This window comes from Kitasatospora sp. NPDC043950, assembly GCF_056435345.1.
Map to the genome: position 1 here is coordinate 1 of NZ_JBWKER010000031.1, position 16690 is coordinate 16690.

At 73.3% G+C, this 16690-nt stretch carries 14 protein-coding genes; 8 read left to right on the forward strand and 6 right to left on the reverse strand.

Features of this window, described 5'->3' with window-relative positions; all coding sequences use genetic code 11:
* The first annotated feature begins 293 nt into the window (after positions 1 to 293).
* Positions 294 to 2831, forward strand: coding sequence for an ATP-dependent Clp protease ATP-binding subunit (locus AC07BF_RS21325; RefSeq protein WP_478333784.1), 2538 nt, complete (start codon positions 294 to 296; stop codon positions 2829 to 2831).
* A 58-nt stretch (positions 2832 to 2889) separates the two neighbouring features.
* Here AC07BF_RS21325 and AC07BF_RS21330 read toward each other — a convergent pair whose 3' ends face one another.
* Positions 2890 to 3765 carry a metallophosphoesterase family protein gene (locus tag AC07BF_RS21330; protein WP_350878102.1) on the reverse strand — a complete coding sequence of 292 codons (876 nt, stop codon included), beginning with the start codon at positions 3763 to 3765 and terminating at the stop codon, positions 2890 to 2892.
* A 225-nt stretch (positions 3766 to 3990) separates the two neighbouring features.
* Between AC07BF_RS21330 and AC07BF_RS21335 the strand changes: the two genes are divergently transcribed.
* From AC07BF_RS21335 to AC07BF_RS21360, 6 genes are all read left to right on the forward strand, one after another.
* A complete protein-coding gene (locus AC07BF_RS21335) occupies positions 3991 to 4905 on the forward strand; it encodes a S1 family peptidase (RefSeq protein ID WP_363580728.1) in 915 nt (304 codons plus the stop codon).
* A 301-nt stretch (positions 4906 to 5206) separates the two neighbouring features.
* A complete protein-coding gene (locus AC07BF_RS21340; RefSeq protein ID WP_363580730.1) occupies positions 5207 to 6697 on the forward strand; it encodes a S28 family serine protease in 1491 nt (496 codons plus the stop codon).
* 140 nt (positions 6698 to 6837) lie between these two features.
* A complete protein-coding gene (locus AC07BF_RS21345) occupies positions 6838 to 7509 on the forward strand; it encodes a TetR/AcrR family transcriptional regulator (RefSeq protein ID WP_400805495.1) in 672 nt (223 codons plus the stop codon).
* Positions 7493 to 9127, forward strand: a complete 1635-nt coding sequence (locus AC07BF_RS21350) for an acyl-CoA dehydrogenase family protein (RefSeq protein WP_400805496.1) — start codon at positions 7493 to 7495, stop codon at positions 9125 to 9127. The genes AC07BF_RS21345 and AC07BF_RS21350 overlap by 17 nt, the downstream gene beginning before the upstream one ends.
* Positions 9124 to 10002, forward strand: coding sequence for an amidohydrolase family protein (locus AC07BF_RS21355; protein WP_400805497.1), 879 nt, complete (start codon positions 9124 to 9126; stop codon positions 10000 to 10002). Before AC07BF_RS21350 ends, AC07BF_RS21355 begins: the two co-directional genes overlap by 4 nt.
* A 166-nt stretch (positions 10003 to 10168) precedes the next feature.
* The gene (locus tag AC07BF_RS21360; protein WP_400805499.1) at positions 10169 to 10639 is read left to right on the forward strand and encodes a hypothetical protein; all 471 of its coding nucleotides are present in this window, start codon (positions 10169 to 10171) and stop codon (positions 10637 to 10639) included.
* A gap of 7 nt (positions 10640 to 10646) precedes the next feature.
* On the opposite strand, the gene AC07BF_RS21365 is transcribed toward AC07BF_RS21360, so the two are convergent.
* From AC07BF_RS21365 to AC07BF_RS21375, 3 genes are all read right to left on the reverse strand, one after another.
* Positions 10647 to 11483, reverse strand: coding sequence for a helix-turn-helix domain-containing protein (locus AC07BF_RS21365; protein ID WP_400805501.1), 837 nt, complete (start codon positions 11481 to 11483; stop codon positions 10647 to 10649).
* A gap of 124 nt (positions 11484 to 11607) precedes the next feature.
* Positions 11608 to 12090 (reverse strand): DUF2269 family protein, encoded by a 483-nt coding sequence (locus AC07BF_RS21370; protein WP_400805503.1) that lies wholly within the window; start codon positions 12088 to 12090, stop codon positions 11608 to 11610.
* 154 nt (positions 12091 to 12244) lie between these two features.
* The gene (locus AC07BF_RS21375; protein WP_363580742.1) at positions 12245 to 12952 is read right to left on the reverse strand and encodes a 4'-phosphopantetheinyl transferase family protein; all 708 of its coding nucleotides are present in this window, start codon (positions 12950 to 12952) and stop codon (positions 12245 to 12247) included.
* 284 nt (positions 12953 to 13236) lie between these two features.
* Here AC07BF_RS21375 and AC07BF_RS21380 point away from each other — a divergent pair, with 284 nt between their 5' ends.
* Positions 13237 to 14685 (forward strand): choice-of-anchor A family protein, encoded by a 1449-nt coding sequence (locus tag AC07BF_RS21380; RefSeq protein WP_363580744.1) that lies wholly within the window; start codon positions 13237 to 13239, stop codon positions 14683 to 14685.
* Between the two features lie 147 nt (positions 14686 to 14832).
* Here the strand turns inward: AC07BF_RS21380 and AC07BF_RS21385 are convergent, their stop codons facing one another.
* Positions 14833 to 15330: a F0F1 ATP synthase subunit B family protein gene (locus tag AC07BF_RS21385; RefSeq protein WP_363580746.1), complete on the reverse strand. Its 498-nt coding sequence runs from the start codon at positions 15328 to 15330 to the stop codon at positions 14833 to 14835.
* Positions 15331 to 15456: 126 nt separating this feature from the next.
* Positions 15457 to 16683 (reverse strand): kynureninase, encoded by a 1227-nt coding sequence (gene kynU / locus AC07BF_RS21390; RefSeq protein WP_363580748.1) that lies wholly within the window; start codon positions 16681 to 16683, stop codon positions 15457 to 15459.
* Positions 16684 to 16690 lie beyond the last annotated feature (7 nt).

Below are 16690 nucleotides of genomic sequence, written 5' to 3' on the forward strand. Positions count from 1 at the left end.
ACCCCCCCCCCCCCCCCCCCCCTCTTCCCCCCCCCCCCCCCCCCCCCCCCCCCCGCGCGCCTCCCCCCCCCCCCCCCCCCCCCCCCCCCCCCCCCACCCCCCCCCCCACCACCCCCCCCCCCCCCCCCCGCCCCTCCGTCGTTTCCCGGGCCGCTCCGTCGGTGCGGTCGACGGGGCGGGGGAGTTGGGGGGTGCCGTCAGGGGGCGGGAGGGGGCGGGGCTCGGGAGGCGGGGTGGGGCGGGCTGTGTTTGGGTGGCTGCACACCGCTTGGGAGAGGTGATCCTCCGTGACCATGCCACCGTTCGGATCGAGCGATCCGTTCTCCGATCTACTCAGCCGCTTCTTCGGGATGAGTCCGATGGCCTCCCCGCCCGCCGTGCAGCGGGTGCCGATCGGGCGGTTGCTGAGCGAGTCCTCGCAGGAGCTGCTGGGGCTGGCCGCGCACCGGGCCGGCGAGGACGGGACCAGCGACCTCGACACCGGGCACCTGGCCTGGGCGGCCACCCGGGTGGAGCCGTCGCGCCGGATGCTGGAGCGGGCGGGGATCGACCCGGACCAGCTGGCCGGTGACCTGGAGCGGTCGCTGCCGTCCGGGGACCCGGCGGCGGTGGACGGCGGGCAGCCCGCGCTGACGCCGTCGGCCAAGCGTGCGCTGCTGGCGGCGCACGCCCGTTCGCAGGCGGCCGGGGCCTCGTACATCGGGCCGGAGCACATCCTCGGCGCGCTGCTGGACCAGGAGCGGTCCGGGGCGGGGACGGCGCTGCGCAACGCGGCGCCCTCGCAGGAGGCGCTGAAGACGGTGCTGGAGGGGCGCGGCGTCGGCGGGGAGCGCAGCAGCACGGGCGCGCACCCGAGCGAGACGCCGACGCTGGACGAGTACGGGCTGGACCTCACCGAGGCGGCGCGCTCGGGCCGGCTGGACCCGGTGGTCGGGCGGGCCGAGGAGATCGAGCAGACCGTCGAGATCCTCTCCCGCCGGACCAAGAACAACCCGGTGCTGATCGGCGAGCCGGGTGTCGGCAAGACCGCGATCGTGGAGGGGCTGGCGCAGCGGATCGTCTCCGGGGACGTGCCGCAGAGCCTGCGGGACAAGCGGGTCGTCACCCTCGACCTGACCGCCCTGGTGGCCGGCTCCAAGTACCGGGGCGAGTTCGAGGAGCGGCTGAAGAAGGTGATCGACGAGGTCACGGCGGCCGAGAAGAGCGTGATCCTGTTCCTGGACGAGCTGCACACCGTGGTCGGCGCGGGCTCCGGCGGCGAGGGGTCGATGGACGCCGGCAACATCCTCAAGCCGGCGCTGGCACGCGGCGAACTGAGCGTGGTCGGCGCGACGACGCTGGACGAGTACCGCAAGCACGTGGAGAAGGACGCCGCGCTGGAGCGCCGCTTCCAGCCGGTGCTGGTGCCCGAGCCGAGCGTCGAGGAGACGGTCGAGATCCTGCGGGGGCTGCGGGACGCGTACGAGGCGCACCACCAGGTGCGGTTCACCGACGAGGCGCTGGACGCGGCGGCGACGCTGTCCGACCGGTACGTCAGCGACCGCTTCCTGCCGGACAAGGCGATCGACCTGCTGGACCAGGCCGGCGCCCGGGTGCGGCTGCGCAGCCTGAGCGGCTCGACCGAGGCGACCGGGGTGCAGGACCGGATCACCAAGCTGAAGCGGGAGTTGGACGAGGCCGTCGCGGACGAGGAGTTCGTGCGGGCGGCCAACCTGAAGGCCGAGCTGCGGCAGACCGAGGACGAGCTGGCGGCCGTCGCCGAGTCCCGCGAGGAGGTCGTCGACGTGACCGCCGACGACATCGCGCAGGTGCTGTCGTCCCGGACCGGCATCCCGGTCGCGGAGTTGAACGCGACCGAGCGGGAGCGGCTGCTCAAGCTGGAGGAGCACCTGCACGAGAAGGTGATCGGCCAGGACGAGGCGGTCACCGCGGTCGCCCAGGCGGTGCGCCGCGGCCGGGCCGGGATGGGCGACCCGGACCGGCCGACCGGCTCCTTCCTCTTCCTCGGGCCGACCGGCGTGGGCAAGACCGAGCTGGCGAAGGCGCTGGCGGCGCTGCTGTTCGGCGACCCGGACCGGATGATCCGCTTCGACATGAGCGAGTTCCAGGAGAAGCACACCGTCTCCCGGCTGGTCGGCTCCCCGCCCGGGTACGTCGGCTACGACGAGGCCGGGCAGCTGACCGAGGCCGTCCGCCGCAAGCCGTACAGCGTGCTGCTCTTCGACGAGGTGGAGAAGGCGCACCCGGACGTCTTCAACCTGCTGCTCCAGGTGCTGGACGACGGGCGGCTGACCGACGCCCAGGGGCGGACGGTCGACTTCCGCAACACCGTGGTGATCATGACCAGCAACATCGGCTCGCAGCGCATCCTCGACCACGCCGGGAACGTGGACGAGATCCGCGACGACCTGATGCGCGACCTGCGCCAGCAGTTCCGGCCGGAGTTCCTGAACCGGATCGACGAGGTGATCGTCTTCCACGCGCTCACCCGGAAGGACCTGCTGTCGGTGGTCGACCTGCTGCTGGAGCGCAGCCGGCGCCGGCTCAAGGCGCAGGACGTGCAGTTGGAGGTCACCGAGGCGGCCAAGGAGTGGCTGGTCAACCGCGGGTACCAGCCGGAGTTCGGGGCCCGGCCGCTGCGCCGGACGATCCAGTCGGAGCTGGACAACCGGGTGTCCAACCTGCTGCTGGACGGCACGGTGCAGGAGGGCGACACGCTGATCGCGGAGGTGAGCGACGGCGACCTGGTGGTCACGCTCGCCCGGCCGGAGGCGTCGGCGACCTTCGAGGAGGCGCAGGAGAAGGCGGGGGAGAAGGCGGGGGAGGCCTGACCCCTCGGCGATCGCCCTGCCCCGCCGCCGGACGGTCAGGCGGCGGGGCAGGGCGCACCTACGCCTGCGGGAAGACCTCGCGCAGCAGCGGCTCCGGCAGCCCGCGCTTGCGCCACTCGCGCGGGTAGCCGAGCGAGACCTCCTCGAACGGGACACCGTCGTAGCTGGTCTTGCGGGGGATGTGCAGATGGCCGTAGATCATCGCCGCGGTGTTGAAGCGGCGGTGCCAGTCCGCGGTCAGTTCGGTGCCGCACCACTGGGCGAACTCGGGGTACCAGAGGATCTCGGTCGGGTGGCGGACCAGCGGGTAGTGGTTGACCAGGACGAGCGGTACGTCCGGGTCGCAGGCCGCCAGCCGCTGCTCGGTCAGCCGGACGCGCTCGCGGCACCAGGAGTCGCGGTCCGGGAACGGGTCCGGGTGGAGCATCCGCTCGTCCGCGCAGACGATGCCGCTCTCGTAGGCGGCCGCCAGGGACTCCTCCTTGGTGGTCGTGCCCGGCGCGCGGAAGGAGTAGTCGTACAGGAGGAAGAGCGGGGCGATGCGGACCGGTCCGCCGGCGCCCTGCCAGAGCGGGTACGGGTCCTCGGGGGTCAGCACGCCGAGGCTCCGGCAGAGGTCGACCAGGTGGTCGTAGCGGGCCACGCCGCGCAGCTGCACCGGGTCCTCGGGGTGGGTCCACAGCTCGTGGTTGCCGGGGGCCCACACCACGCGGGCGAAGCGTTCGGCGAGTAGCCCGAGCGCCCACTCGATGCTGGTGGTGAGCTCGGCGACGTCTCCGGCGACGAGCAGCCAGTCGTCGGGGCTGGTGGGCCGGAGCTTCTCCACGAGGTCGCGGTTCTCCTGGTAGGAGATGTGCAGGTCGCTCACGGCGAGCAACCGCCCACCCGCCCCCGTGGGCTCCGACGGCGCGTCGCTGCGGTACTCGGTAGTCACTCCTGCCCCCTGTGGTCACCCGTCCGATGTCGCCACAGTACGTGGCGGACGGGGGCCGTGGGGCGGGTTGACGCGATCGGCGGTGCGAAGGGAGGGGCCGGCGCACCGCCGCCACCGCGCGAACGAGCCATTGCGGCCGAAGTGCTTTCTTGGTGTCGTCTTGACTCTTGACAGTGAGTCATGTCCGCGACAGCTTTGGTGCACCCCCACACCGAGAGGTCTCTCATGAAGAAGCCGCTCATAGGCATGCTCGCCACCGTCCTGGTCGCCGGAGCAACCGCCCTCGCCGGCGCCCTCCCGGCCCAGGCCGCCACCGCGGAGGCCCCCGCCGCCGTGTCCGTCGCGGCCCGGGACGGCCAGTCCCTGAGCGACCAGGCCCAGGTCACCGACACCAAGGCGGCCCCCCGCGCCGTCAACTTCGCCGGGACGGTGGCGCTCAACAACTGTTCCGGTTCGCTGGTCCGGATGCCAGGCTCGGCCGCGAGCGACCCGGCCCTCGTCCTGTCCAACGGCCACTGCCTGGAGTCCGGCATGCCCGGCCCCGGTGAGGTGATCCTCAACCAGCCCTCCAGCCGGACCTTCACCCTCCTCAGCTCCAGCGGCAGCGGGCTCGGCACCCTGCGCGCGACCAAGGTGGTCTACGGCGCCATGACCGACACCGACGTGTCGATCTACCAGCTGAACACCAGCTACGCCTCGATCCAGTCCCGGTACGGGATCGCCCCGCTGACCATCTCCGCCGCCCACCCCACGCAGGGCACCTCGATCAAGGTCGTCTCGGGTTACTGGAAGAAGATCTACTCCTGCTCGATCGACGGCTTCGCCTACCAGTTGAACGAGGCCGACTGGACCTTCAAGGACTCGGTCCGCTACACCTCCGGCTGCAACGTGATCGGCGGCACCTCCGGCTCGCCGGTGGTGGACGCGAACACCGGGCAGGTGGTCGCGGTCAACAACACGATCAACGAGAACGGCGAGTCCTGCACCCTCGACAACCCGTGTGAGGTCGACGAGAACGGCTCGGTGACGGTGCACCAGGGCATCGGCTACGCCCAGGAGACCTACGGCATCCCGGCCTGCTTCGCCGCCGGCAACCGGTTCGACCTCACCCTGCCCGGCTGCACCCTGGTCCGGCCCTGACTCGACCGTCGGGACGGCCCTGACTCGACCGTCGGGACGGCCCTGACTCGACCGTCGCGAAGGCCCTGACCTGACCGTCGGGACGGCCCTGACCCGACCTGACCTGACCGCCACCCCGCGCTCGACCGTCACGACGTGACGGAACCGGGGCGACCCCGCTGACCAGCACCGATCCCCGATGGGCCACCCGCGAACGGCGGGTGGCCCATTCGGCCGTCCACCGGGCGGCCGCCGCACCACCCGCGCCGCGCTGTCGTCCCGACAGGGCGGCAGTCATATCCGTGTGACCAATGGAGAGTTGATGACCACCACGCTGCGAAGGCTGCTGGTTTCCGTCCTGCTGATACCGCTGCTCGCGCTCGGCGGCCTGGCGACCCCGGCGCTGGCCGCCGGTGCCCAGGGCGCCGACGCCGCCGGGGCCGCCCACGGCCGGAGCCCCGCCGACGACCCGAATGCCGACATCAAGGACCGGCTGGCGGCGATCCCCGGGGTGACGATCACCGAGGAGAAGCCGACCACCACCGGCCACCGCTACTTCCTGCTCACCTACACCCAGCCGATCGACCACTTCCGCCCCTGGCTGGGCACCTTCCAGCAGCGCTTCAGCGTGCTGCACCGGGGCTACGACCGCCCGACCGTCTTCTACACCAACGGCTACACGTTGGGCACCAACCCGTCCCGCACCGAGCCGACCCGGCTGGTGGACGGCAACCAGGTGTCCATCGAGTACCGGTACTTCACCCCGTCGCGCCCCGAGCCGGCGGACTGGTCCAAGGCCGGCATCCGCCAGCAGGCCGCCGACTCGCACCGGCTGGTGACCGCGCTCAAGCGGATCTACCAGCAGGAGTGGCTCTCCACCGGCGCCAGCAAGGGCGGCATGTCCTCCACCTACTTCCGCCGCTTCTACCCGGACGACGTCGCGGGCACGATCGCGTACGTGGCGCCGAACAACACCGACGTCAACGACTACGCGGCCTACACCAACTTCTTCCGTACCGTCGGCACCCCCGAGTGCCGGGCCGCGCTGAACGCCGCCCAGCGCGAGCTGCTGGTGCGCCGCGACCGCCTGGAGACCCGCTACGTGGCCGACAACAAGGCCGCCGGCTCGACCTTCAACACCCTCGGCACGCCGGACCGGGCGTACGAGGCGGGCGTGCTCGACGTGGTCTGGGCGTTCTGGCAGTACAGCACCGAGGCGGACTGCGCCAAGGTCCCGGCCGCGGCCACCGCGACCGACGACGCGCTGTACGCGTGGTTCGACTCGCAGTCCGGCATCACCGGCAACAGCGACCAGTCGCTGGCGAAGTACACCGCGTACTACTACCAGGCCGCGACCGAGCTGGGTGCGCCGTTCTTCGACGTCTCGCACCTCAAGGGCGTGCTGCACTACGACTACAAGGAGCTGTACTCGGCCCGGTCGTACGTGCCGAAGGAGATCCCGATCTCCTTCAACCCGAACGCGATGCGGGACATCGACCGCTGGGTGAAGCACGACGCCGAGCGGATCATCTACGTCTACGGCGGCAACGACCCGTGGGGCGCCAAGCCGTTCAAGCTCGGCCGGGGCAGTGACGACAGCTACGTCTACACCGTGCCGGGCGGCAACCACGGCTCCAACATCGGCCAGCTGCCGGCCGCGCAGTCGGCGGAGGCGACCGCCAAGGTGCTGGAGTGGGCCGGCCTGGGCGACCAGGACGCCGCCCGCTCGCTCGGCAAGAAGCAGCAGATCCCGCCGTTCGGCCCGCTCGACGAGGAGGGCCTGAAGCTGGAGTCGCAGCGCCACCCGCTGTAGCGCGCCACCCGCTGTAACCGGCAGGCCGTGACACCGTGTGACGCCTTGGAGGAGGCCGTCCCCAGCCGGGGGCGGCCTCCTCGCGCATCTGGCGGGGCCGACCCCTCACCGAAGCACTGAATCAGTGCTTCAATGCTTTCATGGCCTACCGACGCACGCCCGCCGTCCAAGCCCGGCTGGACACCCAGCGCGAGGCCGTGCTGCAGGCGGCCGTCCTGCTGCTCGCCGAACGCGGCTACGGCGGCTGCACGATGGCCGCCGTGGCGGACCGCGCCGGGATCGCCACCGGAAGCCTCTACCAGCACTTCGCCAACAAGGCCGAGCTGTCCGTGCAGCTGTTCCGCCGGGTGGTCACCCACGAGATGGCGGCCGTCAACGCGGCCGTCGCCCTCCGGGAGGGCCCGCGGCAGCGGATCGCCGCGGTCGTCGAGACCTTCGCCGCCCGCGCCCTGCGCGCGCCCCGGCTGGCGTACGCGCTGCTGGTCGAGCCGGCCGACGCGGTCGTGGACAGCGAGCGCCTGGTGTTCCGCCGGGCGTTCCGGGACGTGATCGCCACCGAGATCGCCGCCGCCGTGGCGAGCGGCGAACTCCCCGAGCAGGACCCGGTGCTGACCGCCGCCGCGCTGGTCGGTGCGGTCGGCGAGGCGCTGGCCGGCCCGCTCGCGGCCGCGCCCGCGCCCGCGCCTGAGGCAACGGCCGCGCCCGCACGGACGGCCGCGCCCACGAAGCCGGCGGGCACCACCGACGTGGTCCCCGCCCTGGTCTCCTTCACTCTGCGTGCCCTGGGAGGACGCGATGACAGCGACGCATGAGGTCACCAACCAGGTGCCCCTGCCGTACGGACACGACACCGCCGCCGATCCGACCCTGCTCGCCGCCCTGCACCGGGCCGGCGCCGGCTGGGCCGAGGCCGAGCTGCACGAGCTCGGCCGCCTGGCCGGCTCCGAGCAGGCCGCCGAGTGGGGCCGGCTGGCCAACGAGAACCCGCCCGTCCTGCGCACCCACGACCGCTTCGGCCACCGCGTCGACGAGGTCGAGTTCCACCCGGCCTGGCACGAGCTGATGCGCACCGCCGTCTCCCACGGCCTGCACGCCGCGCCCTGGCGGGACGAGCGGCCCGGCGCCCACTCCGCCCGGGCCGCCAAGTTCTTCGTCTGGGGGCAGGTCGAGGCCGGCCACACCTGCCCGATCTCGATGACCTACGCCGCCGTCCCGGCCCTGCGCGCGAACCCCTCCCTGGCGGGCGAGTTGGAGCCGCTGCTGGCCGCCACCACGTACGACTTCGGGCTGCGCGAGCCGCGCACCAAGCGCGGGCTGATCGCCGGCATGTCGATGACCGAGAAGCAGGGCGGCTCGGACGTCCGCACCAACACCACCACCGCGACCCCGCACCCGGACGGCACCTACCGGCTGACCGGCCACAAGTGGTTCACCTCGGCGCCGATGTCCGACCTGTTCCTGACGCTCGCCCAGGCGCCGGGCGGGCTCAGCTGCTTCATGCTGCCGCGCGTCCTCCCGGACGGCACCCGTAACCGCCTCCAGCTGATGCGGCTCAAGGACAAGCTCGGCAACAAGTCCAACGCCTCCGCCGAGCTGGAGTACGACGGCGCGGTCGGCTGGCTGGTCGGCGAGGAGGGGCGCGGGGTGGCGACCATCATCGAGATGGTCAACATGACCCGTCTGGACTGCACCGTCGGCGCCGCCTCCGGCATGCGCTACGGCGCCACCCGGGCCGTGCACCACGCCCTGCACCGGCGCGCGTTCGGCCGGCCGCTGGTGGACCAGCCGCTGATGCGCAACGTGCTCGCCGACCTGGTGGTGGAGTCCGAGGCGGCCACCGCCGTCGCGATGCGGCTCGCCCAGAGCACCGACCTGGCCCTGGCCGGGGACGAACCCGAGGCGCTGGTACGGCGGTTGGGCCTGGCGGTGGCCAAGTACTGGGTCTGCAAGCGCGGCCCGGCGCACGCCGCCGAGGCGCTGGAGTGCCTGGGCGGCAACGGCTACGTCGAGGAGTCCGGGATGCCCCGGCTCTACCGGGAGGCGCCGCTGGTGTCGATCTGGGAGGGCTCCGGCAACGTCGCCGCCCTGGACGCGCTGCGCGCCATGGCGAAGCGCCCGGAGACGGTCGAGGCCTTCCTCGGCGAGCTCGACGCCGCCGCCGGGGCGGACCGCCGGCTGGACGCGGCCGTCGCCGACCTGCGCAAGCAGCTCACCGACCAGGCCGACCTGGAGTACCGGACGCGCCGGCTGGTCGAGTCGATGGCGCTGGCCTTCCAGGGCGCGCTGCTGGTCCGCCACGGCAGCCCGGCGGTGGCCGACGCGTTCTGCGCCACCCGCCTCGCCGGCGACCGCGGCTCCGCCTTCGGCACCCTGCCGTCCGGCGTCGACACCGCCGGGATCATCGACCGGGCCCGCCCGGTGCCGGCGTGAGCGAATCCCAGGAGGTCCGCGCGTTCTGGCAGGCCCTGGGCCTGCCAGGCCTCATCGACGTGCACACCCACTTCATGCCGAAGAACGTCCTCGACAAGGTGTGGGCGTACTTCGACGCGGCCGGCCCGCTGGTGAACCGGCCCTGGCCGATCACCTACCGCGAGGCCGAGGAGCAGCGCGTCCAGCGGCTGCGGGACTTCGGCGTCCGGGCGTTCACCTCGATGCTCTACCCGCACAGGCCCGGCATGGCCGGCTGGCTGAACGCTTGGTCGGCCGACTTCGCCGCCCGCACCCAGGAGTGCCTGCACACCGCGACGTTCTTCCCCGAGCCCGAGGCGCCCGGCTACGTGGCCCGCGCGATCGAGGACGGCGCCCGGGTGTTCAAGGCGCACGTGCAGGTCGGCGGCTACGACCCGGCGGACCGGCAGCTGGACGAGGTGTGGGGGCTGCTCGCCGAGACCGGCACGCCGGTGGTCACCCACTGCGGGTCCGGACCGGTGCCGGGCGACTTCACCGGCCCCGGTCCGATCGGCGAGGTGCTGAAGCGCCACCCCGGACTGGTCCTGGTGGTCGCCCACCTCGGCATGCCCGAGTACCGCGACTTCCTCGACCTCGCCGAGCGCCACCCGGCCGTCCGGCTGGACACCACGATCGCCTTCACGGACTTCGCCGAGGCCGACGTCCCGTTCCCGCGCGCCGAACTGCCGCGCCTGCGCGGCCTCCAGGACCGCGTCCTGCTCGGCAGTGACTTCCCCAACATCCCGTACCGGTACGTGCACCAACTGGAGGCGCTGGCCGGGCTGGGGCTGGGGGAGGAGTGGCTGCGGGCCGTCTGCCACGACAACGCCGCCGGGCTCTTCGGGCTGCCGGGCTGAGGCGGCCGGTCGCCGGGGGCGCGGCCCTGAGCACCCCGGCGACCGGTCTCGGCCCCGGGCCCTTACCTGCGGGGTAATCGACGCCCGGCGGCCGGGCGGGCAGGGTGGGGGGCCCGGCCGGCGTCACCGCCGCCGGGCCCCATCCCCGTCAGGAGGCTGACCCGCCATGTCCGCGAACACCCTCACGCCCGCCCGCCCCGGCTCCGCCTCCCCCCGGTGGACGGTGCGCGGCGTGCTCGCCCTGGACGCCCTGGTCACCGGCGGCAACGGCCTCGTCTACCTGGCCTTCGCCGGCCCGGTCGGCGAACTGCTCGGGGTCGGCCGTAGTGTCCTGCTCGCCCTCGGGCTCTTCCTCACCGGCTACGCCCTCGGGGTCGGCGCCCTGGCCGCCCGCCGGTGGCCGCCGCGGCTCGCGGTGCGGGCGGTGATCGACCTCAACGCCGTCTGGGTGGTGCTCAGCCTGGTGGCGATGGCGGCCTGGCTGGAGCCGACCACGGCCGGTGCCGTCTGGATCCCGGTGCAGGCGGTGGTGGTGGCCCTGTTCGCCGTCCTCCAGTTCACCGCGCTGCGCCGACGCGACGGTCGCGTCGGCCGCGTCGGGGGCGTCGGGGGCGGCACCGAGGGGCGCCGCACCTGAACCGGGGTCAGCACTCCGGGCCGACCGCGTCCTGGAGGAACCGCACCGTCTCCGCGTCGGCCGGCAGGAGGGTCTCCATGGCCAGCTCGGAGACCGTCACGTCCAGCGGCGTGTTGAAGGTCGTGATGGTGGACAGGAACGACAGCACCCGCCCCTCGTGCCGGATCCGCATCGGCAGCGCGAACGGGAACAGCCCGGCGCCGTCCGCCTGCTCCCCGCCCGGGCCCGGGTCGTCCGCCGCCGTCGGGTAGCCGGCGACCTCCTCGTACAGCCGCCGCAGCGCCTCGCCGCGCAGCAGCTCGATCCGGTGCTCCACCCGCTCCAGCAGGTGCCGCCGCCACTGCGGCAGGTTCACGATGCGCGGCGCCAGCCCCTCGGGGTGCAGGGCGATCCGCATCGCGTTGAGCGGCGGTTCCAGCAGGTGCGGGGCGACGCCGTCGAGGAGCAGCCCGAGCGAGCGGTTGGCCGCCAGCACCCGGAAGGTCCCGTCGACGACCAGCGCCGGGTACGGGTCGTGGGCGGCGAGCAGCCGCTCCAGGCCGCCGCGCAGCGCGTCCATCGACGGGTCGTCCAACGGCGTCTCGGGGAAGTGCGGGGCGTAGCCGGCCGCGAGCAGCAGGGTGTTGCGCTCGCGGACCGGGACGTCCAGGTGCTCGGCGAGCCGCAGCACCAGCTCCCGGCTCGGGCGGGACCGGCCGTTCTCGACGAAGCTGAGGTGCCGGGTCGAGGAGTCCGCCCGCAGGGCCAGTTGCAGCTGGCTGAGCTGTCGCCGTTCGCGCCAGCCGCGCAGCAGCGGACCGACTCCGGTACCTGTCGGGCTGCCCATGCCCGCCATGATCGTCATGGCCAGGACGGTACTGGACCGGGCCCGCTCCAGGGGAGAGGGCCTTCCGGCCCGGTCGGCGTGGCTCCGGGCGGCACGCCTGGGCGGTGGAGTCCCTCGTTCGGTACGGCTTCGGGAGCCCGGCTCAGACGCCGGTGCTCGACCCCGGCCGGATGACCATCAGCACCACGACCACCGCCCACAGCAGGTTGAACACCCCGGCCGTCATCGGCAGCAGCCGCAGGCCCTGGACGGCCTTGGCGTGCTGCCCCGGCGCGGTGTCGGCGCCGAGCGCGTCCACCGCGGCCTGCTGCCCGGGCAGGACGAAGAGCAGCAGCGAGAGCGCGGCGATCGCGGTGAGCACCATCGAGACGATGATCCAGGACTGCCCGAGCACGTCCATCACCTGGGCGAGGCCGATGCCCATCACCGGCACCGCGACCCCCAGCAGGGCGTAGACCTGGGTGATCCGGTGCAGGATCCGCAGCACGCCCGCGTCCGAGGCCTGGTCCGGCCCGCCGGCCAGCGCGGCCTTGGCCCGGCGCGGGAACATGCTGACGGCCACCGCGACCGGGCCTATGAACAGGACCGACGCGAGGACGTGCAGGCTCAGCAGGAACTTGGCCATGGCGGGGACACCCTTACATCCGGCGGTGGGCAGCTGGTGCGGCGGGCGTCCGGTGGCGGCGCGCCCGCGATCAGGCACGCTAACACCGCTTATCCGGGGGCCCGCCGCGCGGGTGGGCGTGCTCGTTCCGCAGGACGGCGGAGCTCCGCCCTGGTCAGCCCGCCGTCGTCAGCCGGACGATCCTCGGCGCGGCGGTGCTGACCGCCGCGACGGCGGCGCCGTGCTCCGGGTCGGCCCAGTCGAGCAGGTGCAGGTCCTGGTGGCGGCTGCGCAGCGGGGCGCCGGGCGGGACGTCCAGGGGCAGGTCGGACAGGTCGACGGAGGCCAGGGTGTCCAGGGTGGCCCGCCCGATCTTGATCAGCGACTCCTTGCGCACCCACAGCCGCAGGAACGCCTGGTCCGGCTCCGGTGCCGTCTCGACCAGGCGCAGTTCGGCGGGGGAGAGCACCCGGCGGGCGACCGCGCCCAGCGACCCACCGCGCGCGGCCAGCTCGACGTCCACCCCGACCGGCTGGTGGCCGGCTCCGGCCGCGACCACGCCCCGGGTGTGCGACAGGCTCACGTGCACCTCGGGGTGGTCCGGCAGGTACGGCTTGCCGTGGTCGGCCAGGCCGCAGTCCGGGCACTGCTGGGCGAGCGTGAGCGAGGCCGCCGGGACGTCGAGCAGCCGGGCGGCGCAGAGCCGGACCAGCACGTGGCCGGCGGTGAAGTCGATCCGCCCGGACTCGTGCCGGAAGCGGGCGGCGCGTTCGAGTTCGAGGGGGGTGAGCAGGTGCTCGCCCGCTTCGGGGTGCCGCAGTACGGCGTCGGCGGACGCGACGGCGACGAGCGGCGTGCTCTGGTCCTGGGCCTCGGAGGTCATTGCTCCAACCTAACGGGCGCGGGCGTCGGGCGGGGGCGGCGCGGAGGTCGTCCGGGCAGGGCCGGTGGGAGGCGACTGCTGCGCCGCGCGGTGGATTCTCGGATCGGATCTGAGGATCTGTAGGGTAGGAATCGCCCGATTTGATGTTGGATGTCCCGGATCTGCGGGATCGCCAGCAGATAGTACGAACGGGGCAGGTTGTGCGCACCTGCTCCTTTTCCTATGCGCGGAGGAATGTGTCGATGGGTCAGGGCACCGGTACGCCGGATCACAGAACGACCGCCGTGAGAAGAGAACCCGCCACCCGCAGGCGTCGGACCGTCCGGGTCGCCGTGGCGACCGTCGTCGCGGCGCTGCCGCTGGCGGCCGTGCTGACGGTCGGTTCGGCCGCGCCGCTCGCCCCGCCGCTGGGCGCCTGCACGGGCCCCGACTGCCCCGCCACCTGGCCGCCGCCGAACAACGGCGACTTCCCCGGCCGGGACGCCAGCATCAACGTCTTCACCGGCGGCGACTACACCGTGACCGGTCGCGCCGCGGAGGCCGAGGGCAAGATCGTCGCGCTGGGGAACCTGACCGTCGAGAAGAACGGCGGCGGCATCTACAACATGGGCGTCGTCGGCGTCGGCTCGCGCGTCGTGCCGCCCAACGGCAGCGACTTCGTCACCACCGGCGGCAACGTCGACGTCGTGACCGGCAACTCGATCCTGATCGGCGGGAGCGACTCCCACGGCCCGGCCTTCGGCAACCTGCGCCACGCGGGCAGCGTCACCGGCACCGTCAGCATCGACCCCACCGGCCAGTCGATCCAGGACCCGAACGCCGCCGCCCCGTACCAGACGGTGCTCACCCAGATCGAGGAGATCTCCGACTGCGTCGGCAAGGCCGCCGCGACCGGCACCGTCGACATCTCCTCCAGCCAGGCGACCCTCACCGGTGACGGGACCAGCCTGAAGCAGGTCTTCAACGTCACCCAGAACCTCGCCTCGCCGAGCGGCGGGCAGATCGGACTGGTCTTCAACAACATCCCGGCCGGGGCCACCGTCGTGGTGAACATGCTCGGGGACAGCCCGATCATCAACACCTACACGGGCACCGGCCTGGCCGGGGACCAGACCACCGACATGCGGTCGAAGCTGATGTACAACTTCCCGACCGCGACCTCGGCGCAGATCCTCGGCAGCGCCCAGTTCCAGGGCTCGGTCCTGGCCGGCAACCCGGGCGGCACCACGACCATCGCCCAGCCCGGGATGAACGGCCGGGTGTACCTCGCGGGCAACCTGATCCACACCGGCACCGGCGGTTACGAGATCCACAGCTACCCGTTCGACGGGGACCTGCCGGACTGCCAGACGACGCCGAGCCCGTCGCCGTCCACCTCGCCCTCTTCCTCCCCGTCCTCCTCGCCGTCGTCGTCGCCCTCCTCTTCGCCGTCGTCGTCACCGTCCTCCTCGCCCTCTTCCTCCCCGTCCTCCTCGCCGTCGTCGTCGCCCTCTTCCTCGCCGTCGTCGTCACCGTCCTCCTCGCCCTCGGCCAGTCCGTCCAGCTCGGGTCCGGCCCCGACCAGCCACCACCCGTCCGAGCACCCGACCAGTCACCACCCCGGTGGCGGTGGTGAGCTGCCCTCCACCGGCGCGGGCAACGCCCCGGTGGTCTTCGGCCTGGCCGGCGTCGGCCTGCTCGGCCTCGGCGGTCTCGCCGTCCTGGCCGCCCGCCGTCGCGGTCGCCACAGCTAGGGCCTGCCCAGCGCAAGGACGCCCGAGCAGCAACAACGGCCCAGGCCGCCCGTGTCGACCCCGACCGGGCGGCCTGGGCCGTGTCGACGGCCCGCCGCAGGCATGCGTCGGCCCCTCGCCCAGCACGGGCGAGGGGCCGACGGCGGCTCAGCGGGAGCGGAAGAAGCGGTCCACCGTGCGGCGGCCGGCGGCGACGGCGTGCACCGGTTCACCGACCACCCGGCCGGCCAGCGTCACGGCCAACTCTCCTACGTCCTGCCGGAGTTGTTCGGCGGCTTCGGCCCGGTCGGCGGCGATCCGCGCGTGGGTGGCGGTGACCAGCCGGTCCCGGTCGCGGATGCCCTCCGCGCGGGCCGCGGCGACGGCCGCCGCGCCCTGCTCGGCGTACTCCTGTCGGATCCGGGCCGCCTCGTGCCGGGCCTGAGCCAGTTCCTGCCGGCCGGCGTCGTGGGCGGCCTCGGCTTCGGCGCGGATGGCTTCGGCGCGTTCGGCGCGGCCCTCGGTCGCGTCCCACCGCTCGGCCTGAATCCGCTCGACGCGGGGGAGGATGCGGTGGCCCAGCGTCCACGTGATCAGGAAGAACAGGGTCAACCCCAGGGCCAGCATGAAGGGTTCGGGCGAAAGCGGTCCGAGTTCGATGTTCACGCAAACCTCCCCTTGTGGCTGACGGTGAGTCAATCAGGAGGTTTCCCAAGGGTGATGAGGGTCGAACTTTACCTGGGCATGACGTGCGTCACTGTTCCATGGCGGGCCGCGGCGCGGCGCCGGGCCTCAGGTCACCTCGCCCCGGAGGGAGAACCGCTCCTCCCGCCACTCCCCGCCGGCCAGCACCTCGGCCAGCTCCCGGGCCGCGTCCCAGGCGTCGGTGTACGAGAGGTACAGCGGGGTGAAGCCGAACCGCATGAGGTCGGGCGCGCGGAAGTCCCCGATCACGCCGCGCGCGATCAGCGCCTGCACCACCGGATAGCCGTCGGCGTGCCGCAGCGCGACCTGGCTGCCCCGCCGGGCGTGCTCGCGCGGGGTCACCACCTCGATCCCGTCCAACCCCTCGACCAGTCCGATGAACAGGTCGGTCAGGGCCAGGCTCTTCGCCCGGACGGCGGCCGGGTCGGCGCGCTCCCAGACGTCCAGGCTCGCGCCCAGCGCGGCCTGCCCGAGCAGCGACGGCGAACTGGTCAGGAAGCGCCCGATGCCCGGCTTGGGGTCGTACCCGGGCTCGAAGGCGAACGGGCGGGCGTGCCCGAACCAGCCGCTCAGCGGCTGCCGCGGGCCGGCCGCGAGGTGCCGCTCGGCGACGTACAGGAAGGCCGGCGAGCCGGGGCCGCCGTTCAGGTACTTGTAGGTGCAGCCGACCGCGAAGTCCGCTCCCGCGGCGCCGAGTCCGACCGGCAGCGCGCCCACCGAGTGGCAGACGTCCCAGATCATCAGCGCGCCCGCGGCCTGCACCCGGGCGGTGATCCCGGGCAGGTCCAGCAGCTCGCCGGTGCGGTAGTCCACGTGCGAGAGGACGACCGCGGCGACGTCGCCGTCCAGGTGCCGGTCCAGCTCCTCGGGCCGGACCAGCACGCTGCGCGCGCCCTCGACCAGGCCGGTGGCGCCCTCGGCGATGTACAGGTCGGTCGGGAACGCCTCGCCGTCGCCCAGCACCGTGCGCCGCCCGGGGCGCAGCCGCAGCGCGGCGACGAGCACCTTGAACAGGTTCACCGAGGTGGTGTCGCAGACCACCACCTCCTCCGGCCCGGCCCCGACCAGCGGGGCGATCCGCCGCCCCAGCCGGTAGGGCTGCTCGAACCAGCCCGCGTCGTTCCAGCTGCGGATCAGCTCCCGGCCCCACTCCTCCTCGACCACCTGCCGCACCCGCTCCGCGGTGCGCACCGGCAGCGCGCCGAGCGAGTTCCCGTCCAGGTAGACCACCCCGTCCGGCAGGGCGAACTCCTTGCGGAACGCCGCCAGCGGGTCGACGGCGTCCAGCGCCGCGCACTCCTCGCGCGTGACCATGCCCATC

What these genes read in the sequence shown, in the direction of transcription:
- AC07BF_RS21325 (WP_478333784.1), top strand. Translation starts at nt 294, where the DNA reads ATGCCACCGTTCGGATCGAGCGATCCGTTCTCCGATCTACTCAGCCGC.
- AC07BF_RS21335 (WP_363580728.1), top strand. Translation starts at nt 3,991, where the DNA reads ATGAAGAAGCCGCTCATAGGCATGCTCGCCACCGTCCTGGTCGCCGGA.
- AC07BF_RS21340 (WP_363580730.1), top strand. Translation starts at nt 5,207, where the DNA reads ATGACCACCACGCTGCGAAGGCTGCTGGTTTCCGTCCTGCTGATACCG.
- AC07BF_RS21345 (WP_400805495.1), top strand. Translation starts at nt 6,838, where the DNA reads ATGGCCTACCGACGCACGCCCGCCGTCCAAGCCCGGCTGGACACCCAG.
- AC07BF_RS21350 (WP_400805496.1), top strand. Translation starts at nt 7,493, where the DNA reads ATGACAGCGACGCATGAGGTCACCAACCAGGTGCCCCTGCCGTACGGA.
- AC07BF_RS21360 (WP_400805499.1), top strand. Translation starts at nt 10,169, where the DNA reads ATGTCCGCGAACACCCTCACGCCCGCCCGCCCCGGCTCCGCCTCCCCC.
- AC07BF_RS21365 (WP_400805501.1), bottom strand. Translation starts at nt 11,483, where the DNA reads ATGACGATCATGGCGGGCATGGGCAGCCCGACAGGTACCGGAGTCGGT.
- AC07BF_RS21370 (WP_400805503.1), bottom strand. Translation starts at nt 12,090, where the DNA reads ATGGCCAAGTTCCTGCTGAGCCTGCACGTCCTCGCGTCGGTCCTGTTC.
- AC07BF_RS21375 (WP_363580742.1), bottom strand. Translation starts at nt 12,952, where the DNA reads ATGACCTCCGAGGCCCAGGACCAGAGCACGCCGCTCGTCGCCGTCGCG.
- kynU (WP_363580748.1), bottom strand. Translation starts at nt 16,683, where the DNA reads ATGGTCACGCGCGAGGAGTGCGCGGCGCTGGACGCCGTCGACCCGCTG.